Origin of the sequence: Actinophytocola sp. (assembly GCF_035942955.1) — a bacterium.
Taxonomy (GTDB): Bacteria; Actinomycetota; Actinomycetes; order Mycobacteriales; family Pseudonocardiaceae; genus DASYTH01.
Genome location: NZ_DASZCQ010000128.1, coordinates 1 through 22,710, shown reverse-complemented (window position 1 = coordinate 22,710; position 22,710 = coordinate 1). Strand labels below are relative to the sequence as shown.

The 22,710-nt window shown below is 64.6% G+C and carries 22 protein-coding genes and 1 tRNA gene; 11 read left to right on the top strand and 12 right to left on the bottom strand.

Translation table 11 applies throughout. The annotated features are described in order from the left end of the window. Complete coding sequence (locus tag VGX25_RS12560; RefSeq protein ID WP_414635788.1) at positions 1–1,302, bottom strand: M20/M25/M40 family metallo-hydrolase; 1,302 nt, start codon at positions 1,300–1,302, stop codon at positions 1–3. A gap of 58 nt (positions 1,303–1,360) precedes the next feature. On the opposite strand from VGX25_RS12560, the gene VGX25_RS12555 reads away from it, so the two are divergent. From VGX25_RS12555 to VGX25_RS12540, 4 genes are all read left to right on the top strand, one after another. Then, positions 1,361–1,444, top strand: a tRNA-Leu gene (locus VGX25_RS12555). A gap of 84 nt (positions 1,445–1,528) precedes the next feature. Then, the gene (locus VGX25_RS12550; RefSeq protein WP_326917858.1) at positions 1,529–1,999 is read left to right on the top strand and encodes an AbrB/MazE/SpoVT family DNA-binding domain-containing protein; all 471 of its coding nucleotides are present in this window, start codon (positions 1,529–1,531) and stop codon (positions 1,997–1,999) included. Then, complete coding sequence (locus VGX25_RS12545; protein ID WP_326917856.1) at positions 1,996–3,054, top strand: site-specific integrase; 1,059 nt, start codon at positions 1,996–1,998, stop codon at positions 3,052–3,054. The genes VGX25_RS12550 and VGX25_RS12545 overlap by 4 nt, the downstream gene beginning before the upstream one ends. Next, the gene (locus VGX25_RS12540; RefSeq protein ID WP_326917854.1) at positions 3,051–3,806 is read left to right on the top strand and encodes a DUF2637 domain-containing protein; all 756 of its coding nucleotides are present in this window, start codon (positions 3,051–3,053) and stop codon (positions 3,804–3,806) included. The genes VGX25_RS12545 and VGX25_RS12540 overlap by 4 nt, the downstream gene beginning before the upstream one ends. 533 nt (positions 3,807–4,339) lie before the next feature. Here the strand turns inward: VGX25_RS12540 and VGX25_RS12535 are convergent. Together VGX25_RS12535 and VGX25_RS12530 are read right to left on the bottom strand one after the other, a co-directional pair. After that, entirely contained in the window at positions 4,340–4,615 is a 276-nt protein-coding gene (locus VGX25_RS12535) for a hypothetical protein (protein WP_326917853.1), read from the bottom strand. A 46-nt stretch (positions 4,616–4,661) separates the two neighbouring features. Then, complete coding sequence (locus VGX25_RS12530; RefSeq protein WP_326917852.1) at positions 4,662–5,102, bottom strand: Imm1 family immunity protein; 441 nt, start codon at positions 5,100–5,102, stop codon at positions 4,662–4,664. 383 nt (positions 5,103–5,485) lie between these two features. Between VGX25_RS12530 and VGX25_RS12525 the strand changes: the two genes are divergently transcribed. The 7 genes from VGX25_RS12525 (at position 5,486) to VGX25_RS12495 (ending at position 12,758) form a co-directional block, all read left to right on the top strand. After that, the gene (locus tag VGX25_RS12525) at positions 5,486–6,901 is read left to right on the top strand and encodes an XRE family transcriptional regulator (RefSeq protein WP_326917851.1); all 1,416 of its coding nucleotides are present in this window, start codon (positions 5,486–5,488) and stop codon (positions 6,899–6,901) included. 208 nt (positions 6,902–7,109) lie between these two features. Beyond that, positions 7,110–7,313, top strand: a complete 204-nt coding sequence (locus VGX25_RS12520; protein ID WP_326917850.1) for a helix-turn-helix domain-containing protein — start codon at positions 7,110–7,112, stop codon at positions 7,311–7,313. Further along, a complete protein-coding gene (locus VGX25_RS12515) occupies positions 7,310–7,654 on the top strand; it encodes a WhiB family transcriptional regulator (protein ID WP_326917849.1) in 345 nt (114 codons plus the stop codon). Before VGX25_RS12520 ends, VGX25_RS12515 begins: the two co-directional genes overlap by 4 nt. Then, the gene (locus tag VGX25_RS12510; protein WP_326917948.1) at positions 7,654–7,989 is read left to right on the top strand and encodes a hypothetical protein; all 336 of its coding nucleotides are present in this window, start codon (positions 7,654–7,656) and stop codon (positions 7,987–7,989) included. The genes VGX25_RS12515 and VGX25_RS12510 overlap by 1 nt, the downstream gene beginning before the upstream one ends. Next, positions 7,986–8,798, top strand: a complete 813-nt coding sequence (locus tag VGX25_RS12505; protein ID WP_326917848.1) for a hypothetical protein — start codon at positions 7,986–7,988, stop codon at positions 8,796–8,798. The genes VGX25_RS12510 and VGX25_RS12505 overlap by 4 nt, the downstream gene beginning before the upstream one ends. Next, entirely contained in the window at positions 8,795–11,050 is a 2,256-nt protein-coding gene (locus VGX25_RS12500) for a cell division protein FtsK (protein WP_326917847.1), read from the top strand. Before VGX25_RS12505 ends, VGX25_RS12500 begins: the two co-directional genes overlap by 4 nt. A gap of 691 nt (positions 11,051–11,741) precedes the next feature. Further along, positions 11,742–12,758, top strand: coding sequence for a site-specific integrase (locus tag VGX25_RS12495; RefSeq protein ID WP_326917846.1), 1,017 nt, complete (start codon positions 11,742–11,744; stop codon positions 12,756–12,758). A gap of 74 nt (positions 12,759–12,832) precedes the next feature. On the opposite strand, the gene VGX25_RS12490 is transcribed toward VGX25_RS12495, so the two are convergent. The 9 genes from VGX25_RS12490 to VGX25_RS12450 form a co-directional block, all read right to left on the bottom strand. Next, complete coding sequence (locus VGX25_RS12490; RefSeq protein ID WP_326917845.1) at positions 12,833–13,825, bottom strand: hypothetical protein; 993 nt, start codon at positions 13,823–13,825, stop codon at positions 12,833–12,835. 876 nt (positions 13,826–14,701) lie between these two features. Then, the gene (locus VGX25_RS12485; protein ID WP_326917844.1) at positions 14,702–15,649 is read right to left on the bottom strand and encodes a caspase family protein; all 948 of its coding nucleotides are present in this window, start codon (positions 15,647–15,649) and stop codon (positions 14,702–14,704) included. A gap of 6 nt (positions 15,650–15,655) precedes the next feature. Continuing rightward, positions 15,656–16,045, bottom strand: coding sequence for a TIR domain-containing protein (locus VGX25_RS12480; protein ID WP_326917843.1), 390 nt, complete (start codon positions 16,043–16,045; stop codon positions 15,656–15,658). Between the two features lie 170 nt (positions 16,046–16,215). After that, on the bottom strand, positions 16,216–16,944 hold the full coding sequence (locus VGX25_RS12475; protein ID WP_326917842.1) for a DUF6338 family protein: 729 nt from the start codon (positions 16,942–16,944) through the stop codon (positions 16,216–16,218). 301 nt (positions 16,945–17,245) lie between these two features. Then, entirely contained in the window at positions 17,246–18,685 is a 1,440-nt protein-coding gene (locus VGX25_RS12470) for a recombinase family protein (RefSeq protein ID WP_326917841.1), read from the bottom strand. Between the two features lie 217 nt (positions 18,686–18,902). Then, complete coding sequence (locus VGX25_RS12465) at positions 18,903–19,112, bottom strand: hypothetical protein (protein WP_326917840.1); 210 nt, start codon at positions 19,110–19,112, stop codon at positions 18,903–18,905. Between the two features lie 711 nt (positions 19,113–19,823). Beyond that, complete coding sequence (locus VGX25_RS12460; protein WP_326917838.1) at positions 19,824–20,258, bottom strand: hypothetical protein; 435 nt, start codon at positions 20,256–20,258, stop codon at positions 19,824–19,826. 91 nt (positions 20,259–20,349) lie between these two features. Further along, positions 20,350–22,023 (bottom strand): DUF262 domain-containing protein, encoded by a 1,674-nt coding sequence (locus tag VGX25_RS12455; protein WP_326917836.1) that lies wholly within the window; start codon positions 22,021–22,023, stop codon positions 20,350–20,352. Between the two features lie 340 nt (positions 22,024–22,363). Then, on the bottom strand, positions 22,364–22,710 hold a 347-nt coding region (locus VGX25_RS12450; protein ID WP_326917834.1), incomplete at its 5' end, for a hypothetical protein.

Sequence of the window (22,710 nt, the reverse complement as noted above, 5' to 3'; positions counted from 1 at the left end):
TCAGCAGGTCCGCAGAAACCGATCGAGCACCCTGGTGCCGAACTGGATCGCCTCGACCGGCACCCGCTCGTCCACGCCGTGGAACAGCGCGGTGAAGTCCAGGTCCGGCGGCAGCTTCAGCGGCGAGAAGCCGAAGCAGCGGATGCCCAGCGTGCTGAACGCCTTCGCGTCGGTGCCCCCGGACAGCACGTACGGCAGCGTGTGCGCGGTCGGGTCCTCGGCGACGATCGCCGCCCGCATGGCGTCCACCAGCTCGCCGTCGAACGTGGTCTCCACCGGGGGCAGATGAGTGATCCACTCCCGCTCCACGTCCGGCCCGAGCAGCTCGTCCAGCTCGCGCTCGAACGCCTCCTGGCGGCCCGGCAGCACCCGGCAGTCCACAGTGGCCTCGGCCACCGACGGGATGACGTTCGCCTTGTACCCCGCGGTGAGCATGGTCGGGTTCGCCGTGTCCCGCAGCGTCGCCCCCACCACCCTGGCCAGCGGCCCCAGCTTGGCCACCGACCCGTCCATGTCCTCCTCCTCGAACGGGATCCCGGTCACCCCGGTGACCCCCTCGAGGAACTGCCGCACCGAGTCCGTGATCACCAGCGGGAACTGGTGCCGCCCGAGCCTGGCCACGGCCTCCGCCAACTTCGTCACCGAGTTGTCGTCGTGGATCATCGACCCGTGCCCGGCCCGCCCCCGCGCCCGCAGCCGCATCCAGGCGATCCCCTTCTCGGCGATCTCGATGAAGTACGCCCTGGTGTCCTCGGCCAGCGACACCGAGAACCCGCCCACCTCCCCGATCGCCTCGGTGGCCCCCTCGAACAGCTCCGGCCGGTTCTCCACCAGCCACTGGCTGCCGTACGCTCCCCCGGCCTCCTCATCGGCCACGAACGCAAAAATCAGATCCCGCGGCGGCACGACGCCGTCCCGCTTGAACCGCCTCGCCGTGGCCAAGGTCATGGCCACCATGTCCTTCATGTCCACGGCACCCCGCCCCCACACGTACCCGTCCTGCACCGCCCCCGAGAACGGATGCACCGACCACTCCGCCGGGTCCGCCGGCACCACGTCCAGGTGCCCGTGAATCAGCAGCGCCCCCCTGGTCGGATCGCTCCCCTCCAGCCGCGCGAACACGTTCCCCCGCCCCGGCGCCCCGGACTCCACGTACGTAACCTCATACCCCACCTCGGCCAGCTTCGCCCCCACATACTCGGCCGCCGCCCGCTCACCTACCGTAGTCCCGAGCTCACCCGTGTTCGTCGTATCGATCCGGATCAACTCACTCGTCAACCCGACTACCTCGTCCTCCGCCACTTCGGTCACCCGGCCTTCCTACCACCCACCCCCCATCAGCTACCCTGTCCCCCATCAAGTCCGAGTGGCGGAATGGCAGACGCGCTAGCTTGAGGTGCTAGTGCCCGACAAGGGCGTGGGGGTTCAAGTCCCCCCTCGGACACCCCCCGGTGGCATCCCTGCCACATCTGACGTACCAGTGTTCAAGTGCCCATGACCACCTCCCCGCGTGCCGGGGGTGGTCTCGATGAGCGCGTCACTGATCAACTCTGTCGTGCCCGCGCTGCTGCCCCGCTCGGGCGGCCGGGCGGCTGGTGACTCAGCGGTGCCCTCGCTGGTGCGGGGACCGTTACCACTCCCGTCGTTGATCTCGGACAGAACGTCGAACCTGGTCTACGGGTTGGCGGCGCTCGATGATCGCGGCCGGGTTGCCGACCGCATCGTGATGCGAGCGTTGGGCTGGTACGCCGGGCTGCGCCTGGCCATCGAGGAAACCGGCGGTGTCCTCACCGTCCGAGCCGATCCCACCGGCGCCTACCAGGTCACCGGCCAGCGTCACCTGCGGCTCCCCGCTCCGTTGCGGCACCGGTGCGGGCTCGCGGCGGGGGATCGTGTGCTGCTGGCCGCCGATCCGGACCGGTCCCGGCTCGCCATCTACCCACCTGCGGCGCTGGACAACGCCCTTGCCCAGTACACGGACGGAGGTGAGCCCGCATGACGCAGCAGTCCGCGCCCAGCTCCGCCGACCTCGACGCCGCGCGGCTCCTGCTCGCCCGCCTGGGCGTCTCTCCGGCCGATCTGATGGCAGCGGCCGAGGACCGCGCTCCCGCGCCGACCTTCGCCGACTACATCCCTGTTGTCCGGGCGGCCGTCACCGACGGCACCCGCCGCGTCTACGGCTCCTATTGGAACCGGATCGTGGACCACTGGGGTCCTCGGCGGCTCGACGAGCCGACACCCACCGAGATTCAACAACTCGCCGAACACGTCAAGGCACACGTGGTCTCCCGACGAAACGCCCGAGGTGGACGCTCAGCCGCCGAACACCTCATCGCCGCACTGCGCTGCATCTACCGACACGCCGAAAACGACAAACACATAGCGGCGACCGACAATCCCGCGCGGAAAGTCACCAAACCCCGACGACTACCGTCCACCCGCCGAGCGGTGCCAGACAGCCGGCTCGCCGAGATCAACCGCGTAGCCGCGACCACTGGTGATGATCCCGCGCTGGACACCCTGATACTACGGCTGCACACCGAAACCGCCTGTCGCCGCGGCGGCGCACTCGCGCTCACCCCCGCCGACCTCGACTCTGACCAATGCCTCATCCGACTCAAAGAGAAAGGAGAAACCGTCCGCTGGCAACCCGTCTCCCCAACCCTGATGACGCATCTACAACACCACGCCGACCAACGCCGAGCCCCAGCAAACAGCCAACTCCTGCGCTACGCCAACGGTCGGCCGATCACCTCTCGCCGATACGACCACCTCTGGGTCCGCATCGGTCGACATCTGCCCTGGGTGGCCACGCAGCAGATCAGCACCCATTGGCTACGCCACACCACGCTGACCTGGGTCGAGCGCAACTTCGGTTATGCCGTCGCCCGCGCCTACGTCGGGCACACCGACTCCGGCAACGCCGGCACCACCGCCACCTACGTGCGCGCCAGCCTCCCCGAGATCGCAACCGCCTTAGCCGCGCTCACCGGAGAGCCCCACCCGCTCGCTCTCGGCGAGTCTCGCCACCGGTCAGGGGGTGATGCTCGATGACCGAGACCAGGACCGAGAGCACCCGGCCACGCAGCCGAGACCGCGAGCTGTGGCTGCGGCGCGGGTGCGCGCTGATCGTCGCGGCCGTCGCCGCGTACGGCTCCTACGAACACCAACGCGACTTCGCCCTGCACGGCGGCGCCGATCCAGTCGGCGCCGCGTTGTGGCCGCTGTCGGTCGACGGCTTGCTATTCTTGGCCACGGCCGGGCTGCTCAAGTCCGGCCAGCAAGCCAGCCGCCGAGTCCGGCTGGCGGCCTGGCTGTCCTTCCTGCTGGGTATCGCGGTATCCCTTGCGGCCAACATCGCAGCCGCCCCAACCCTGGCGTGGCAGTCGGTCCTGGTCGCCGGCTGGCCACCGATAGCGCTCCTGCTCGCGGCCGAGTTGCTCACCCACCATCCCCGGCCGCGAGAGCAGATCGAGACCGAACCGGTCACACCCGAGCAGGAGCCAGACCGCGAGACCGGTACCGAGACCGAACACGCCGTCACACCGAACGAAGTCTCCAAGCCCGACAAGCCACCGGCCGAACAGGCCATGTGGCAGCACTTCCTTCGCGAACAGACCCACGGACGCACACCGACCGGCGCGGAGCTGGACCGGGTCGCCGGCACGAACAACTATGGGCGCACCGTGCTACGCCGATGGCGCCAGCAAGGCCGCATTCCACCAGCAGAGCCGTCTAGGCGCAACGGGCATCGGGTGCCCGGTCCAGGCGGCACGCGATCAGCGCCGAGGGTGCATACCGGGTAGAACTTGCCTGCGAACGGGCATGGCCGCTGCGGCGATCGCAGCGGCCATGCCCGTTCGCCGGTGGTGCCCGGCACGGGTGGCCTCGCTACTCGATGAACCTCCAGTGCGTTTGCCCGTGTCGCTCGGCCAGCTCGGCCCCATGCAGCAGCAGGCATCCCTGGCACTTCCGGTCCGTTTCTTCCGGTTTTGTCAGCCGACTCGTCGACGCGGAATGCGAGCAGATGGCTTCTGAGACCACCTCACCGAGCACACGGAAAGCGTGAACGTTGTGATCCCATGGCGACTTCCGCCAAATCAGTTGGTCCGTCACCGTTCGCCCTTGGTGGTCCCGCGCAGAACATCCGGCGGCACATACGGCCGAGGGGCATTGACAACGACGGGGACCGGTCTTGTCTTCGATGCGAGTAGGATCCGGATTGCCTTGATCAAACCTTGGCGACAAGTGCATTCATTGCCGTGGTCCGGGTGCTCCCGATCGTGCTCCGTGAGCAATGCAACCAGTTCTCGTGTGGAGTAGATCGGAGCATGGTTACTCATGGCTTCTCATCATCCAAACCGTCGATGGCGCGCCGGAACCGGGCGACAAGAGTGTTTCGCAAATTCAGTTCAACCTGATTGGCAATCTCCAGCGGCAGGATCACCGGGTCATCCGAAGTATTCGGTGGCGTGATCACGAGACCGATTTGGATGCCGCCGGAGTGTGTCTCAACCAGGCCAACCGTGATTGTCCGCTCAACCCCGCGCTCGTCCCGCCAGGCGATGACCAGCGGCGTGTGCCAATCGAACGCGGGCCTGCCATCGTTCGGCACAACTAGTCACCTTCCGCTACGCGATTTCGGATATCCGTGCCGTGTTCTAGTACGAGTCGTAGGGGCGCCACTCGATGCAACCCGGACGTTTCCGCGTTTCCAGCCACTCAATCAACGCCTTACGCGCGTCAGCGATGGATATCAGTGCCGTGCGCGGAAATACTGACCCCGTGGTGCCGTTGAAGACTAGGTCAACCTCGGGTAAGGGCCGCTTCGGATTGAATGAGTTGGCGATCGGCATGTGCGGGTCGTCGTGGTCCATGTAGTTCATTGCCGCGAGACCTGACGATGGACGCACGCTGATGCGAAGTTGGTGATTGGGAAAAGGTCCATCCTTCGTGCGATGAAATTCGACATCACCGACGAAGAGTGTGGTCTCCCACTCTACGTGGTCCGTCGTCAATATCTCGTTGACCAGGCGCACAGCCTCCCGGTGTCCGCGGGCGACGCGGGCTACGCCAGTGGTGAGCGATGCCGTAACGATCATGGATGTCACGGCGCCGTTCGCGGTGTTGCCATCGTCAGCTACCTACCTCGGGGCGTTGTCGTGCGAGCGGTTGGAGGGCGGACAACCGAGGGGCTCTGGTCCCCGTCTTGGCCGGTGCCGCCCTGCCCCCAGACCGTCGCGCCGCGCGGTAGCCGGGTCTATATCTAGTTCGGCATGCTCCATGTCACGGTTGGAATATCGCCTGGTCGGAGGCCACTTTGGCGGCGGCACGTGGACCGGTTGGTAGGGGGCTGTCACCGTATGTACGCTGGTCAGAGGCAGATGGGGTTCCAACGCGGCGGGATTGGATGAGCGCTCCAGGTCCACAGCGGCGACGCCCTACCGGTACCGCCGGGGGGCGTCGCTGTCAGGGCTGCCACACGGTGCTCGCCGCGGACAACACCGCGCGGCTGTGCAGCAGGTGTCACAGGGAGCAGCGTGACCAGCTCCGCACGCCCCCAGCCCAACTCAGGAATGAGTTCTTCGAGACGGATGAGTTCCGGGCAGCGTTTGATAGCCAGCACATTGGCAAGGTTTTCAAGGCGTATCGAAATCATCCTCGTCATCTCCAACTGTTCGGAAAGGCGCTGAACCAAGAACTTCTCGGAAGGTGGCTCGGTCTCACACAAGCTCAGGTAAGCAAGCTGGAAAATGGCAAGCCGGAGCAGAACCTCGAGGCCCTGCGGAACTATGCGAGAATTCTGCACTTGCCAGTGCACATGCTTTGGTTCGACTTTCCCGGACGAAGTCGACTGAGATCGCTGCGGTCTGCGGAGGCGGGGGCTGGCGCCGGTGCTGCGTCGAGCGGCTTGGTGGTGCCCAGATCGCAGGACGAGATTCTGGTCGCGAACACCGGGATGGACACGCTCGAATTACTTCGTCGCGTTCGCACGTCAGCGATCGACTCATCGACGATCGACGCACTCGACATCACCGTCGAACAACTGTGTTGCGACTATCCACACGCGGATGCTCGAGAGTTGATGAAAACCAGCAAAGAGTGGCTTGGCAAGATGACCGAACTACTCGACAACCGCCTGACGCTGGACCAGCACCGCCACATACTCAACAACGCCGGAATGCTCGCCTTGCTTGTAGGCTGTCTCGAATACGACGTTGGCGACGCTCGATCAGCCGAAGCAACCCGACGCATGGCCATGGAACTCGGCAAGGAGTCCGGCGAGCCGGGAATCGTGGGCTGGGCCCACGAAATGCTCGCCTGGTTCCATCTTACGGCGGGCAACTACCGTGCGGTCATTGCCGCCGCAGAGGCGGGCGCTCTGGCAGCACCGTCACACTCAGTCGCGGTACAACTCTACGGCCAACAGGCGAAGGCTTACGCGCGGATGGGAATGGCTGAAGAAGTCCATGAGGCTCTCGAAAAGGGCCGGGCCCTGCTGGACAGGTTGCCGTTCCCGGATCGACCAGAGCACCATTTCGTCGTTGATCCCGACAAATGGGACTTCTACGCAATGGACACCTACCGAATCGTCGGTTCGGACCAACTCGCCAAGCGCAACGCCGAGGAGGTCATCCGCCGCAGCGTCAATCCGGAAGGCGTGCTGGTGACCCCCATGCGCAACACCGAGGCACAGTTGACGCTGGCTGTCATCGCCGCCAGGCAGGGCGATGTCGAGGAAGCTACCGCGTTGGCCGTCCGGGCGCTACAGAACGGCCGGCAGAGCCGGCCATCCCTCCTGATGGTCGCCTCCGAGCTGGCCCGCGAGCTGGACACCTACGGCGCGGCGGCCGGGGCGGACTTCCGTGACCTGCTCAACGAGATCAAACGCACCACCTAGATCAACATTCTCTGGCGGGATATTCTGTCCGCTCGATATTCCCGTAGAGAATATCGGCCCTCCCTAACCCGGCTCTGACCTGCTGATATTCCTCCGCGAAATATTCTATTCGCAGGTCCGCATAGTTGTCGCATTGCATCGCCGCCTTACTTGATGGCGACGGCTCCCAAACGGCGAGCCGCAACCATCGAGTAAAGGACCAACAACGATGCAAACCATTATCTCTGCCGGTTCGCCGATATTGCTTTCCATCCCGGAAGTCGCGTGGCTTCTGGGTGTTGATCAGCCGCACGTCTGCCGGTTGATCCGGGTCGGGATGCTGCCTGTCGTGCGGCGCCGGTCTCGGGTGTTGGTGCCCACGCACGTGCTGGCACATCTGGCCGACGACACCTCCGAGGGGGTGTCGCCGTGAACAACCACGAGGAGGAGTTCCACGAACGGGTTGCGGCCGATCTCGATCGGTTCGCGGACCTATCCACCAGCCGTCTGCACGACGCGGTGTCTCGCCAGGGCCTGTGTCAATGGCTCTACACCTCCGGTGAGGTTCCCGCGTGGTCGGGCGACGACCGCGCCGATCGAGTAACAGCGGCGCGGATCTGCGCCGAGTGTCCGGTCGCCGGTGAGTGCCTGGAGTGGGAGCTGCGCACCGCTGGTTACGCCACTGACGGTGTGTGGGGCCTGCTCGCGGCCGACGACCGTCGCCGGGTGTTCCTGTCCTGGGTGCAGCGTCGGGACGGGGGTGAGCGGCCGTGATGACGTTCAACCTCACCCCGGAGCAACTGTTGGCCGGTGTCGGCGTGCTGCTGGCGCTGTTGTGGGTGTGGCGAGCCGGAGCCCGCCGGGCACGGGCGGCGGCCGACGCCGCGCGGGCCGGAGCGCGGTTGTTATCGCTGTTCGGGCGGGTGGTGTTCACCGCCGGGCTGATCGTCGGCGTCCAGTGGATCGTGATCACCCATCCCGCGACGAGCAAGTGGCTGCTCCTGGCCGTGCTCGGCCTGCCGGCCCTGTTCGCCTCGTACGCGCTCACCCGGGCGTTGACCGTGACCACCCTGGACACGCCCCGCCGCCGCGGACGTGGTCGCCGATGACCACCCCCACACCGGCCGGCCGGGTTACAGACCCGCATGATGCCCGGCACGTGCCGCTGACCAGGGCACAGCGGCTGGCGCAGGACGCGGCCGAGGCCGCTGAAGTGCGCGCCTACCAGACCCATCCGGACGTGGTCGCGTTGCGAGTGGAGCGGGTGCGCACGCAGGTGGACCGCATCTGCTGGGCCGGCATCTGCCTCGGGCTGGCGTTCACCATGACCAACGTTCAGGCGTTCGCCTCGGCCGGATCAGCGGCGTGGTCGCTGCCGTGGCTGGCCGCCTGGCTGCTCGACCCGACGGTGTCCCTGGTGCTGCTGGCAATCCTGCGGGCCGAGCAAGTCACCGCCCGCTACCAGGTCCACACCGGACCGTGGGTGCGGGTGGCGAAGTGGTTCACGCTCACCGCTACCTACGTCATGAACACCTGGGCGTCCTATGCGGACGGTTCGTTGTCGCGGATCGTGTTGCATTCGGTGCCGCCGCTGGTGGTGTTCGTCGCCGCCGAAGCCGTCACCGACCTTCGGGACAAGCTGACTGAAGCGGTGCTGGTGGCGTTCACGGACGCCGTTCACCGCGCCGGGTCGGCCGTTCATGAACGCCACCCGGCCACCGGCCCGAACCGGCGCACCTCGTTCGCCGAGTACTTGTCGGTGGCCCGGCAGGCATGGACACCGGGTGTCGTGATCACTCCGGCGTGGGTGCGGCAGGTCACCGGCTGCTCGCGCGGCCTGTCCTCTCGGCTCGCCGCCGCGCTGCACGCCGAGATCCCCACGGGCGGAGCTGGTGCGGGAAGCGGGGACGGGCGATGAACGGCCATGTACCCGACGACCGTTCACGGCGAGAGACCGTGAACACCGACGAGTCGTCGCCGCTCCCTGGACCTGCTGATGCTCGAGACCTGGTGCCGGGCGAGCCGGTGTACGACGCGGAGCTGGTCGACGGGCCGCCCCAGCCGGTCTACTACTCGCCCCGGCTGGGCCGGTTCACCGCATGGTGGTTGCGCTCCCGGCGCGTCCCCCTGTGGCTGAAGAGCCGCGCACAAGCCAAGCAGGCCGCAAAGGATGCCATGGCCGCCGTGCTGCGCTCGCCGTTGCGGTTCCTCGGCGCGGTGTTCCGCGGCCTGGTGGCGGCGGCGCGGTGGTGGCGTCGGTGGGTGACCGTGCGGGACTACCGGGAGGCCGCCGAGCAGGCCGAGAAACTCGCGGACAAGTTCACCGAGATCCGCGCACTCACGCTGTTCCGGTGGAAGGTCACCGGCGCCGTGACCGTGGTCGCGGTGCTCGGCGTGGCGATCGCTGAGTTGATCTACGGCACGCGCGTGTTGTGGATCGTCGCAAGTGTCGCGTCGGTGGGCCTGGCGGTGCTCGGCCGGCGCCGGGATGGCAGCCCCGGCCGCAAGGCCGTGCTCGCCGGCCCGCGCACCCTTACCTGGACGATGGACCCGCAAGTCCTGGTCGATGCGTTCCGGGACGCCAAACTCATCGGCAAGGACGAAACCCTGCGCCTGGTCGAGCGCGCCACCCACACCGGCGGCGGGTGGGCGATCACGGTGGACTTGCCGCCGACCCGTAAGGCCGCGGACGTGATCAAGAACCGGGAGGCGCTGGCGTCGGCGTTGGCGGTCGACGAGGTTCAGTTGATCGTTGAGCGGGTGCGCGGCAACGGCGGCCACGCCGGGCGGGTGTCGATGTGGGTGGCCGATGCCGACCCGTATGCCTCCCCACCGGTGCGGACGCCGCTGCTGGACGTGCCTCGGTGGGATGCGTGGCGGCCGATCCCGTTCGGTCGGGACGCCCGCAACCGCGCGATCACGCTGACGTTGGTGTGGACCTCGCTGTTGATCGGCGCGATTCCCCGGCAGGGCAAGACGTTCGCGGCCCGGCTGGCTGCGGCCGGGCTGATCCTGGACCCGTTCGTCCGGCTGTACGTGGCGGACTTCAAGGCAGGCAAGGACTGGGGCTCCGACGACAACGGACAGCTACGCGGCGCGGCGCTGGTAGCGCACCGGTTCCTCTCCGGTGACGAGCCCGAGCACATCCTGTCCCTTGTGGACTGGCTGGTGGAGCTGATCGGCGAGGTGCAGGGCCGGTATCGGCGCATGCGGCAACTCGACGATGTGACCTGTCCGGAGTCGAAGGTCACCCCGGCCATGTCCCGCGACCCCGCGCTGAACATGCCGATCACCACCATCGTCATCGACGAAGTCCAAGTGCCGCTGCTGGACCGCACCCCGATCACGGTGGACGGCAAGAAGATCACCGCCGGAGAATACGTCGGCGAGCTGCTCACCTGGTTGGCCAAGAAGGGACCGGCCGCCGGCATCGTCCTCATCCTGGCCACCCAGCGGCCGGACTCCAAGACCATTCCCAGTGGACTCCGCGCCGTGCTCGGCTCCCGGTTCGCCCTGCGGGTCATGGACTGGCGCGACAGCAACATCGTGCTCGGCGAGCAGATGAACACCCGCGGCTACGACAGCAGCCGGCTGCTCGCCTCACACAAGGGAGTGGGCATCCTGCGCCCGGACGGCGACACCCAAGCCGGTGCCGAGGTGCTCGCGCTGACCGTGCGCACCTACTACATGCCCAACGACGACTGGCAGACCCTCTGCCAACGCGGCCGGGCACTGCGCGAGGCCGCCGGCACGCTCACCGGGCAAGCGGCCGGCCACGACACGGCGCCCGTGCTCGATCACGCCGCCGTCGCCAAAGCCATCGGTGCCGGCATCGCCCCGGCTCCCGACCGCGCGGAGGAGCCGGTCGAGTTGCCCGAACCCCTGGCGTCCATCGTGGACTACCTCGGAGACGATCTCGACGAGCACGACGGCCGCGACTTCGTGCCCTCCGCCGAGCTGGCCGAAGCCCTCGACCTGGACCCAACGGAACTCGGCCTGCAGATGCGCGACGTGGGGTGCCGCCCCACCCGGGAACGCATCCCCACCGACGACGGCAAGCTCCGGCAGATCCGCGGCTACCTCACCGCCGACATCCGCGCCGCTATCCAGGCCGCAAGCACCCGCGAACGGGTCATCGAACAACCCCAGGTGGACACCGATGACCACTGACCCCCGGTCCACCCAACCCGTCACACCCGTGACAACCACCCCGTCACGCCGTCACACCTCCTGTGACGGGTCGAAACGAGCTACGACCTGCGCAATCGGCTCCTGTGACGGGTGTGACGGGTACCCGCGCATCCCGTCACACCCGTCCCAAACGGCCCTCGAAACGCGGTGTGGGAGACCCGCCGTCCGACCCGTCACACGCGGCACGGGAGTCGAGGACCCGCCGTACGGGTCGCTGGTGGAGCACGTCGCATCGGCCTTGGTGTCTGGGGAGGCATCCACGCGGACGGCAGGTGCCGGGCTGCCGCTACCACCGTTGTCGGCACCGACTCCAACACCGACGCTGTACTACACCGTGACGCCCATCGATGCCCGAGGTCGGCTTGCCGACCGGTCGCCGATCCGTGCTCTGGGTTGGTGGCCGGGCCAGCCCATCACGATCAGGCTGCTACACCAGGCAGTAGTCGTCACCTCCCAGGCTGGCGCGGCCGACTCCATCACCAGTCAGGGCCACCTCCGGCTCCCGGCCCACGTCCGGCACGTCTGCCGCCTGAACACCGGCGACCGGCTCCTCGTGGCCGCCGCACCAACCGCCACCAACCGCCGGTGTGCTCGTGGCCTACACCATGGCGCTCCTGGAGTCGATCCTCCTGGACCACCACACCGCGGCCTCACCCGGCGAGGTACCGAGATGAACACCGCCGACCTCAACGCCGCGCGTCTGCTCCTGGCCCGCATGGGCATCACCCCCGAGCAACTGATCGGAGCCGACCCCGCCGACAACCGGTCGATGCCGACGTTCCGCGACTACATCGCCCAGGTCTCGGCAGCCGTGCCGGACGGAACCCGCCGGACGTACGCCACCTACTGGCGCCGCATCGATGACACCTGGGGCGACCGACGCATTGACGAACCCACGCCCCTGGAGATCAAGCAACTCTGCGAGCAGACCAAAGGCCATCTGGTCGCCCGGAAGAACTCCCGCGGCGGCCGTTCCGCCACCGAACACCTCATCGCCGCGTTCCGCTGCCTCTACCGCCACGCCGCCGCAGACGGACTCATCACCGACGCCGACAACCCAGCTCTCCGAGTGAGCAAGCCGCGCCGGCTCCCCAGCAACCGCCGCGCCCTCCCCAACCAGCGACTCGCCGAGATCAACCGGGTCGCCGCCACGACCGGTAACGACCCCGACCTCGACACCCTCCTCCTGCGCCTGCACACCGAAACTGCCTGCCGCCGAGCCGGCGCCCTCGCCCTACGCCCCTGCGACCTCGACCCTGAGCAATGCCTTATCCATCTCCACGAGAAAGGCGGCACCACCCGCTGGCAACCCGTCTCCCCCACCCTCATGCGCGCCCTCATCCACCACACCCAACAACGCGGCGCCACCCCCACCGAACAACTCCTCCGCTACCGCAACGGCCACCCCATCACCGCCCGACGCTACGACCACCTCTGGACCCGAATCGGCAAATACCTACCCTGGGTCGCAACCCAACAAATCACCACCCACTGGCTCCGCCACACCACCCTCACCTGGGTCGAACGCCACCACGGCTACGCCGTCGCCCGCGCCTACGCCGGCCACACCAGCAAGAACAACGCCGGAACCACAATCACCTACATCACCGCAGACATCCACGAAGTAGCCACCGCCCTCGCTGCCCTCACCGGCGAACCCCACCCACTCGCCGGATCGCAAGCCTGATTTGCCGTCCGTGCAACTGAGAGTCCGCTCAACCGGCTAGCCTCCGGGATGATTTCAAAGATGGCTAGGCAAAGTCAGGCGTCGTCTCCCACGAGAATTCGGGCCAGCGCCTCCGTCTCACTCAGATTCGACAGGTCAATTGTACTGTATTCAACAATATGCGGGAATCTGGCGAGCACGTCAGAAGCTCGAACTGGTTCGTATGTCACTCCGTTGCCTATGGCCTGACCCGTAATACTCTCTAAAATCTCCACCAGAAAACGATCGACCGACGGACCGTCCGAGATCACTACAATTGTATCTGCCTCACGACCAAGCTCGAGGATCGTCTCCAATTCGTAGCGTACACCGGGAGACATCTCCGACAGGTGCACCACAATGGATGAAGCGCAGGTAATGGCACGTCTCAGTGCTGGTTTCCAATTCTCTCGCGGCAGGTACAATCGAGGAATCCGGGAAGTCTGGTAATTCGGAGAGGCAGTCGAGTCGTTCCAGACACCGATAATTGGAAGAAATTTTGCAATACTCGCCCCAAGTAGATCCTCCGCTGTGTCGAAGGTCGTGATCGCTTGCACTCGACGATGCGCCTTTTCCTTCGCCTCTTCCTTCAGATATCTGGCCTGCAGCTTGAGCGACTCGCGGAGATTTGTCTGAATGTATTCACTACCCTCGCCGATGCCGAATCGACGCTCGACACCGTCTAAGCCAAAACTTCGAAGAGACAGTACGAACTTGACACGACTTGTCTCAAAATTCTGAATAATAACGGCTGCCTGTTCGTGGCTCGTGAAGATTCGTTCCGTAGCCTTGTTTGCGTGATTCACAGCGAATTGAAGTGCATCTGCGCAAGATCGCAACTTAACTTTGGCATGCACCCGGTGCTTTAGAGTCGCAACGAATACTATCAGAGATACACAAAAGGCCAACAATCCGATCTTCGCAGGTAGCATTACTGAGATCACCACGGCTGCTTCCGTGGGTAGGAATGCCAATCGTCGCATGGCCGCCTGACGTAGAGCGCCCTTGCCCTCAAGTAGCACTCCAATGTCAAAGGTCGGTGCCGGCATATTCGTAGCAGTAGCACGATACAGGTATAGGGTAGCGTGAAGCCACGCCCGAAGCGCCTTAAGCAAGATCAGGTCACCGTCCAGCGTTCAGGACCATCTGGTCCTCCTTCGAGCATGAGCCGGAGTCTCGGCGGCGAGATGTGGCGGGGGTGAAACGCGGTCGATCTGCGACCATGAGTCGACACTCCAAGCCATTGTGTTACATGACCGGCTGTCTTGGCTGGACGGGACAGGTCATGTGTCGACGTAGGCCCTGGTGAGAGGAAGGCGGTGTGGTAGACGACGTAGGTGACCAGCGGGCAGGCCGGCGCTAAGCACGTTGTAGGTGGATGCGGTACTTGCGCTGCGCTGGTTCTCGGCGGCCGAGACTAGGTGGAAACTAACCTCTACTTGATCCCTCCGGCCAGATAATCTCGACTGGCTTACCTTGAGCACGAGCGTACTGCACGACGTCAGCAGTACCGCCAAGACCTCCTGCTGGTTGTCCGTCCCATACGGCCAGGAGGCGATGGGCTCGCCTTACTATTTCCTGCCCCGCGGCCCAGTACGCTTCCTCCGAGGGTCTATCGAACGGCAAGAACGTGACACGCTCGGCCTGATCCAACAGGCGACGACAGTTCAGCAGGTGTTCGGGTTTGTCGAACGACTCTTCATAATGTTTGGCAGGCAATATCGCAACAATACGGCCACCCAAGGCAAGCACAACGCCAGCGAATATCTGATCTGCTCCTGCGGCCAGAGAAGTTATCCCAACAAGATTGGTCTCCCTCTGAAGCGAATCTCTTATCGCACATGCCACCAACTCGCTCGTGCGTTGAGTAATCGCTTGGTGGCCAGTAACTCCTACGACATGCTGTGTTGTAGCTTGACTTTGACTCATATCCTACCCTCATTTGCAAGCCGCCAGTAATGCCGGCCCAGTGGAGTCAGTCTGCATGACTTGGAGTTCATCGCTGCAAAATACATGTGTTCTTCGCCGACTGGCTCTACGAGTTTAGCTGCCCGACACTTCTGGAGACAACCAAAGACCTTCTCATGCTCGTCGTTTGCTGGTTCAGCATCCGGCTCGTATGAAGGATCTAGGCTGAACTCACCGTCAGGCCGCGGAAACCATTCAGGCAGCTTGCGGAGGATGGCGACATCAATGGCCGGTTGAGCATTGCGCAAGGAAACTAGAGTAGAAATGTGGGCCTTAAAAAGTGGCCGCTGATCCCACGGCCCAAGAGTCTCCTCCACGTAGTCATAAACACTAGCAACAGTTACACGACCAATAGCATCCGCCGCCCCTCCTTCGAGTGCTGCGACCACTAGCGACGTGAACAGTCCCATACCACCGGTCTCGACGGCCGCTTCACTCGATCGGCTCGCTGTTAGTATCGTGATGCCCTCACGTATGTTAGCATAGTCATTATCAATGGCGGGCAGTTGACCCAGCGCACCGCTGTGGCAAGAATCGAGCAAAATGACGATTTCTCGCACGCGTGATCGATTAGCAAGGGTAAGCACATCTGTTAGCGCCACACCCTCGTCATATCGCGTCGCGTCCTGTGTGACGAGGTAGCCTCCTAGGTTGTTCTCGGTACCATGTCCGGAGAAGTAGAGGAGAGCAACATCCGCCGGTTTCTCGAACAGCTGCTCAATGTACCCGCGCAGCACCGAGCGAGTTATTTGGTCGGGCGGTGCAGAGAGAAGCCTTACGTCAAAGTTTGGAGAACCGTCATGGTGCTTTGAGAGACAACCAGCTAGAGCAATTGCGTCATTAACACACCCGGCTAGTGGCGCAGTCGCATAGTCGTCGATACCCACGATGAGAGCCTTGCGCACTGCCAGTCACCGGCCGCCCGCGATTAGCGTCTTCAGGTTCTCCCAAGTCCAATTGTAGAGCTGGTCAGTAGAAAGAGCTGACGTAGGCTTCCTATTGGTGCCCGTAGCTCGACCAGCCAAGAGGAAGTAGGGTTTGCTCTCCGAGCGAGCGATCTCCACTTCGGCCGAAACACCGGTTGCCGTGTTCGTATAGTGACCGCAAATTACTGCTACCTGCGAAACAGCGCGAATGCGTGGCTTGATCTTCTCCTTCCAGTTCCCGATCAGCGGCTCCTTTAGGGACCAATCGGCAATCTCGAATGGTGAGCCGGGTAGCTTGGCTTGGCCCAGCAAGAGAATTCGGAGATCATCGTCGTGGTCGTAATCAAAACTAATAAAGACACGTGTTTTAGCCATGGTAGGAGCACATCCTTTAATCAGAGTATCTTCGCCGAGCCGGTCGACGTGTTTCCTTGGTCGGCGGAGGTGGGGGCGGTGGCGGAGGTGGGAGAGGATTGGTAGCGGGCTTTCGGCCACGTTCCTCGTGAGGCTGACTTCTCGGTCGGTAACCCTCCTGGGTTCGACGGCTATCTTCGTTCGTCATGCACTGGCTCCAATTGACTTTGTTTACTGGGCTGTGATGGCTGGGGAGTCTGCCTGTCGGCGATGTACTCGACAAGCTGAACATCGTCACAACGTATCCACATGCTCGCTCGGCCATTAAACGTTGGCTCTGTAAAGTTGCCTTCGTTGTCGAATTCGTAGACACAATCGATATAGAGATCCCGCGACTCGGGGTATGATGATATGTACGAATGCGCGCCTGCCCAACCTCCAATCCACTTGTTTTCCTTAGTCAACACACGCACATAGCCGCTGCTCCGCACCTTGCCGAACCAGTCCCATGCCGTAGGAGCCGGATCGTACTGCCAAAAGTCAGCAAGGGCGTCCTTAATGCCTCGTCGGCGCCACAGGCTCATGAAATGAGCCAAGGCAGCGAGCAATACCGGTATGACGATCGTGCAACCGAGCGCGAGTAGGGCCAACTGGCGTGCGGAGCTTTGCACGGTCTCCAACCTCGTAGCCGACCTCACGATGAGGTCGGTAAAGATCACGAGGTAGATCAAATCAAGCGCGGCGCTCACGGCGATAGCTCGGAGCACACGGAACGTGACATCCCGATCGTCAGGGCCCGGACCGCGCAGCCGACCGCGCACTACCTGGAAGACGACGCCCGGCATTACGAAGAGAACCACCAGCAAGATCTGCTGGACCGTCGTTGGAAGCAACTTGTCTGCCCTTACGCCGCCGCCCACCTCCCACGGCGCGAAGCGGCCATGGCTTAACTGGAGGACGATAGCTCACGGAAAGATCGACAGCATGTCGACACGCGGGCGCGGGTAGAGGCTCCGTTGAGGCTTGAAACCTGCTTCTACCTGCGATAATCCGCTCCATCATACTCGGCCTTTGACCGTGCGCGGTGCGGCACCAACGGCGGATGTCAGGCACACCAAGTCTGGTAGCCTTTGTCACATGGATACCTGCATTGCGCAGGTATGCCACGGGGCTGTGTTGGTTTCCCTCGGACACAGTATTACCCCACGGGATTCGTCATGGTCAGGCGATCATGATCTCGTGACTTCTGCCGCTGGTCGTTGGCAGATTGGGTGTCAGGGCCCAACCGGTGTGATCGCACACGATGGTCATGCGGTGGGTTCGGAGCAGCTCGGCCAACCGCGTTGGATGATGGCTGGTTCCGGCATCTGTCCCCGGAGGGGCTTGGTCGATGCCCAGTGCGGCGAGACGGGTGGATATCGCGGCGAGGATATGGTCCTCGCGCTGGTAGACATTCTTGGCCTGGCCAGGTTGCCGCGGATGCCCGGTGGTGTGGCCATGGCGGCAGCGGTATCCGGCTCGATCGTGGACCCAGTGGGCATCCATGCGCCGGCCACACAGGCCGCAGCGGATCAGCCCGGCGAGTTGGTAGCGGCGAAAACGGCCGTCCTGGGTGGGCCGAGCGGCGTGAATGTTTTGCACGGCGACGAAGTCTCGCTCGGTCACTAGCGGTGGGTGCGCGATCATCTTCGAGATCACCCACTCGTGGATCGGGTTCCAGCGCTGGACCACCCGCCGTCGCCCAACTCGGCCAGGACGAGCGACTGGGTCGGTGCTTTGTCGGTTCCAGACTTGCCGACCGGTGTAACGCGGGTTAGCCAAGATCGAGGCGACGGTGTGCACCGTCCATATACCACGATGCCGATGCGGATTGCGTCGTCGGTCTGCTTGCGATGGGCACGGCACCCCGCGTTCGTTGAGCCGGCGGGCGATGCTGGCCACGCTCATTCCGGCGAGCCGTTGCGCGAAGATCCAACGCACCTGCGGCGCAGTCACCGGGTCCAGGTCCAACCGGTGCAGCCGCCGACCCCACATAGCGTGTGCTCGGTTGGGATGCGGCCCGGCGTCGACCAGGCGGTAGCCGTAGGGTGGGCGGCCACCCAGATGCCGACCCTGCTCGAGAACCTGGGCACGCATCGCCGACAAGACCCGGTGCCGGGCCCGCAGCACCTCTCGCCGCGACTGCGCCCCCAACATCAACAACAACGCGCGATGCGCTGGATCAGTCAGGTCGAGTGGCCCATTGGTCTCGGGCAGCCACAGCTGGACCCTGTGTCGGTGGAACAGTGGCAGGAGTTGCTGGAGTTGGTCGCCGAAGAACGCCCGCTCATACTCCCCCACCACAATCGCATCGAACGCCCGGCCCGGGTCAGCCAGCGCGGCCAGCAAGGCGGCGGCTTCGGGCCGGTCCGCCCACGGCAGGCGCCGCGAATAGCCAGCATCGAAGAACTCCACCACGATCTCGCCACGACCGGCGACCACGCACTCCGCGACCTCACGCTGCCACGCCTGAGACGATGCCCGGTCCTGAAAGTCTACAGTGGACGTACGACCGTAGAACGCCAACCGCAGCCCGTTACGGTCACGCTGGAGACGCAAACTCGTCAGACGGCGCTGGTCTCGGACCCAGCCGACGAGCAGATCCGTGTCGCATGGCTCCATCAGGCGCTATCCCTCGCCGTGTCGGTCGTGAGCATCTCCGAGACTCATCAGACGGCCGGCCATGACGCCGACAACACCGACCGCTGAAACCCCGCCATCACCATCGGCCGGATCTTCAGCGACACCTCCGCCGGCATCGCCCCCGGCTGCGCTCTGCGCTCCATCGCCGCCCAACTCCTCGGCGGCATTCTCGGGTCTGAGCCTGGCCACCTGCCCGCTATCCCAGGCGCTCGAGATCGTCGACACCCGAGCCGCCATCCACAAACTGGTCCTCGACACAGCAGCCCTCCCGGACCTGAGGGGCTGTAAGAACAATGGTGTAACTGTCAAAAGTGGAGGGTAGTGCATCGATGACGAGCAGGGAAAGACGCAGGCCGCGACGGTCACGCCCGGCGGTGGACCAGCAGATGGTGGCCGCGCTGGTCAAGCGAGCTCACGCCGTCAGCCTGCGCCCGAGCCACCATCTCAACCACCAACTGCCGATCCACCACCGGCTCGGCCGTCGCGGTCTGGGCCTTACTTTCGTCACACATCGGTGCATCCTCCACTTTGGACAGTTATACCGTTGTTCTTACACCCCCACAACGAGAAGCGGCAGGCCCGGGAGGGCAATAGGGGACGACTCTGCCTCCAGCGTGACCGGCCTGACCCCGGACGCCGGCCCTTCGGACAAGCCACAACCCGGGCCCACCACCGACAGACTAACCCCATCGCCACCACCCCCTTGACACAAAGGGGAGCCATGAGAGTGCGTTGCGCGCGTGCCGTCCGACGTTGGCGCTGAGCACGCTGATACCCGGACGGGGATCCCCGGAGATCATGATGCCTGTCTACTCGGACCCGGGCGTGGTAGATCGCGTCGCTGCCAAGGACGCGACCGGGAAAGGTCCATGGTGGCCCGGGCGCGTAGGACCGCTGCCACCGTGCGCACAGCGGCCCTGTCCAGCGCTCGCATGTGTTCCTTGTGCCGGAGGTACTGCACCCAGCCGTAGACCACAAGCCCGGCCAGGCCGAACACCAGCACCACCGGCCATGGAGCGCCGAACGGCGTGGCGATCACCACCGGTGCTCCAGCGACGCCGAAGTCAGGCCAACGCATGTCCCCAATACAACACTCCCGGACTGAAACGATTCCGAGCTACCCGCCAGTAGCAGGACTGAGCGGAACCGCAGAAGCGGTCAGCGAGCGACCAGGTGGTGCTGCCGTACCGCGTCGGCGATCAGGATGCGCGGGCGCAGCACCTCCGGCGAGCGCCTGGGCGACCGCGCGACGCTGGTAGAGCAGGTCGTCGGCGAGCATCCGATGAGCCACGGCGAGCCGCTGTTCGTGCAGTGGCAGTGGAGTCTTGCGCAGTACGGCCTCCAGCCACAGCCGGGTGCGCCGGAACCCGGGTGAGTCGTCGGCCACCAGCCGGGCGCGTGCCGGGTCCAGCGGCTCAACGTCCGGTTCCAGCTCGGTGTAGAAGGTGGCCTCGGTGTCCCGGACCAACTCGGAGGTGCCCAGGCAGGCCAGCTTCCACCCATCCCCCACCGGCTCGCACGCCTGGATCAGCCACTCCTCGTCGCGGACCACCACGCTCGTGCCCGCGGCGTAGCCCGCTCCCGTCGCGCATGGGTCCTCCGCTATCGACTGCTCCGTGCGTCCCGGACGATAGCGCCAGACCTCAGCCTGCAAGGTCCCACGCGCGGGTGAGAGTGCCGATCAGGTCAGACTGGCGTTGCTCCAGCACCTCTGGCGTCCACGCGTCGGTGGCCAGCACCTGCGTGGTCAGAGGGAAGTTAGACACGCCGGACCTGGATCGGAAGTAGCGGGTCTTCTTGGTGGCGAAGTCGAAGTTCTGGGCCTCGCCGTTCTTGGTGCGGCTGAGCAGGACGAGGTTGGCCAGGCGGTGAGTCCAGTGAGCCCGCTGCTCGGGGGTGAACTGCCAGCACCACTCACTGTCAGCCTTCGGACTCTGCGGCAGCACGTGTTCCACCGTGACGATCTTCGGCTCATGCTGGAACACCGGCGGGTCCGACAGCAACTCATCGAGCCGGATGAGGACGTACTTGCGCACGGTGGTCTGGATATAGATCTCCCCCTCGAGCCTGGAGATCATTTCGGCGCGCTCGTCATTGGTGAGATCGAGTGCGGGCGAGTTCAGCCCGTGTCCGGCGTCGAGTTCGCGGAGCAGTTGCCCGATGCGCTGACCCCGACCGTGGGTGTTGTAGCGGCGGACGAGCATCCAGGCGCAGAGCCGGTCGAGCCGGCGCAGGAACTCGACCAGCCAGTCGCTGTCGAACTGGTGGTTGGTGAGAGCCCAGAGCGTGGGTGCCTGCCAGTCGAAGTTGTCCAGTCGGTGCAGTCGGCGCAGCCACCGGTTGATCACGCCGGCATCGGGAACCGACTGGTAGTCACTGTTGAGAATGTCGAGGTACGCGCGGCCATACGGTTCCAGCACCGAATCGACGAAATCGGTCGGGCGATCCGGCAGGTACCGGTTGAGAACGTGGTTGTCGAACTCAAGGAGCAGCTGTTCGCGGGCCCGGACCTTCATGTAGACCATTCGGATATGTGAGAACAGGTCGGAGAATGCTTCCCGGCCGAGGTCGGCCTCCAGGTCTTCCCACCTAGCGGCGTACTTCTCCTTCAGGTCGTCAAGCAGGGCGCCGATCACCTTCGATTTGAAGATGTCGGCGGGCGCCAACTCGACGCCGCGTGAGTTCATCACCGAGAAGATGCGATACGCGCTGGTCAGGTCGGATGTGCTGACCACTACCAAAAAGGTTCGCTGCACGATTGTCTTGGCCAACGCCAGCCGTTCAACGTCGGACTTCTTGCCCAAGAGCCGGCGCAACTCCCGCACGTTGGCCACAATGCGTTCCTGGGCGTCGTTCGCCGGCGCCACGCCCGCCTCCAGCACCGCGAGGGCGCCCCTGTCCTGTACGTGTTTGCGGAAGAAGTCCTCGTCCCTCCGTCTTAACCGGACCCTCGGCCGGGACGCGAGGTCCTGGATGGTGTCACCGGGTTCCCAAATCAACTTGTCAAGGTTGCCCGCGTCGGTCGGATTGTCACACAGCTCGCGGAGCACCGACAGCAGTATGGTGAGTGTGGTCAACCGCTGCTGTCCGTCGATCACCTCCGCCAGCGGCGCGTTGGCCTCCTTCACCAGGACGATGGAGCCGAGGAAGTACGGATCATCCGGGTCCCGCTCCACCGCCTCGTAGAGGTCTTCCAAGAGCTGTGTCGCCTGCTCGACACCCCACGTGTACGGCCGCTGATAGTCGGGGATGGCAAACTCATAGTCACTTGAGAACACCTTGGACAACGGGACTTCGTGCGCTTCGAGCTTCTTCATCCACCGATCCGATCAGGGATGTCGTCAGACCACCTATGAGTCGACCTGTCGGCACTGCCCGTTACGTGGTGACCGGCAAACTCCGTCGCGTGTCCGGGCGGCAGTTCCGCGCGACCGCAGTTCGCGCGGAACCTCCTGCAGCCTGCCACCTGGCAAAGATGTTTCCGACTCGTGTGGTTAGCGTGCACGACTCGGACAAGTCACCGCCCCCACGGAACGTTCGCATACAGCGGCCCTCGGCAGCCGAGGCTGGCGCTCAGGTGCCAAGTACGCGGCGGGTGAATAGTGCGCAAGATCGTCCTCGGACACGTAAACCCCACGAACGTCAATGCGCGGCGGCCTACATCGGTGTCATGGTCAGCCGCGGGGCGTCGACCGTACAGGTGATCACCATCCGGGTTACCCGGACAAGCTGCGCCAGCTCCCGGGCAACTGGTCGCCGGAGGTCCCGGCGTGGTTGCGAACAGGTCGTGGTGATACTGACTTCGGCGGATTCTCGGCTGCGGGGTCGAGGCTTGACGGTCGGTGGGTTATACGGCCGAGGCAGGGTGTCCCGGGCCACTGCCGCCTCGACAAGCAGGTGGGCGTAGCGCAGGTTGCGGACCGAGCTGCTGCGCACGAACCGGTAAAGCTGCGCTTCGGGCGGCCGGCCGCCCGGCGGGCTGGGGTTGAAACGATCGGAATGCG

Coding starts and splice junctions, on each gene's coding strand:
- VGX25_RS12490 (WP_326917845.1), bottom strand. CDS start 13,825: ATGCCGGCACCGACCTTTGACATTGGAGTGCTACTTGAGGGCAAGGGC.
- VGX25_RS12500 (WP_326917847.1), top strand. CDS start 8,795: ATGAACGGCCATGTACCCGACGACCGTTCACGGCGAGAGACCGTGAAC.
- VGX25_RS12455 (WP_326917836.1), bottom strand. CDS start 22,023: ATGAAGAAGCTCGAAGCGCACGAAGTCCCGTTGTCCAAGGTGTTCTCA.
- VGX25_RS12480 (WP_326917843.1), bottom strand. CDS start 16,045: ATGGCTAAAACACGTGTCTTTATTAGTTTTGATTACGACCACGACGAT.
- VGX25_RS12520 (WP_326917850.1), top strand. CDS start 7,110: ATGCAAACCATTATCTCTGCCGGTTCGCCGATATTGCTTTCCATCCCG.
- VGX25_RS12545 (WP_326917856.1), top strand. CDS start 1,996: ATGACGCAGCAGTCCGCGCCCAGCTCCGCCGACCTCGACGCCGCGCGG.
- VGX25_RS12510 (WP_326917948.1), top strand. CDS start 7,654: ATGACGTTCAACCTCACCCCGGAGCAACTGTTGGCCGGTGTCGGCGTG.
- VGX25_RS12530 (WP_326917852.1), bottom strand. CDS start 5,102: ATGATCGTTACGGCATCGCTCACCACTGGCGTAGCCCGCGTCGCCCGC.
- VGX25_RS12505 (WP_326917848.1), top strand. CDS start 7,986: ATGACCACCCCCACACCGGCCGGCCGGGTTACAGACCCGCATGATGCC.
- VGX25_RS12470 (WP_326917841.1), bottom strand. CDS start 18,685: ATGGAGCCATGCGACACGGATCTGCTCGTCGGCTGGGTCCGAGACCAG.
- VGX25_RS12495 (WP_326917846.1), top strand. CDS start 11,742: ATGAACACCGCCGACCTCAACGCCGCGCGTCTGCTCCTGGCCCGCATG.
- VGX25_RS12540 (WP_326917854.1), top strand. CDS start 3,051: ATGACCGAGACCAGGACCGAGAGCACCCGGCCACGCAGCCGAGACCGC.
- VGX25_RS12550 (WP_326917858.1), top strand. CDS start 1,529: ATGAGCGCGTCACTGATCAACTCTGTCGTGCCCGCGCTGCTGCCCCGC.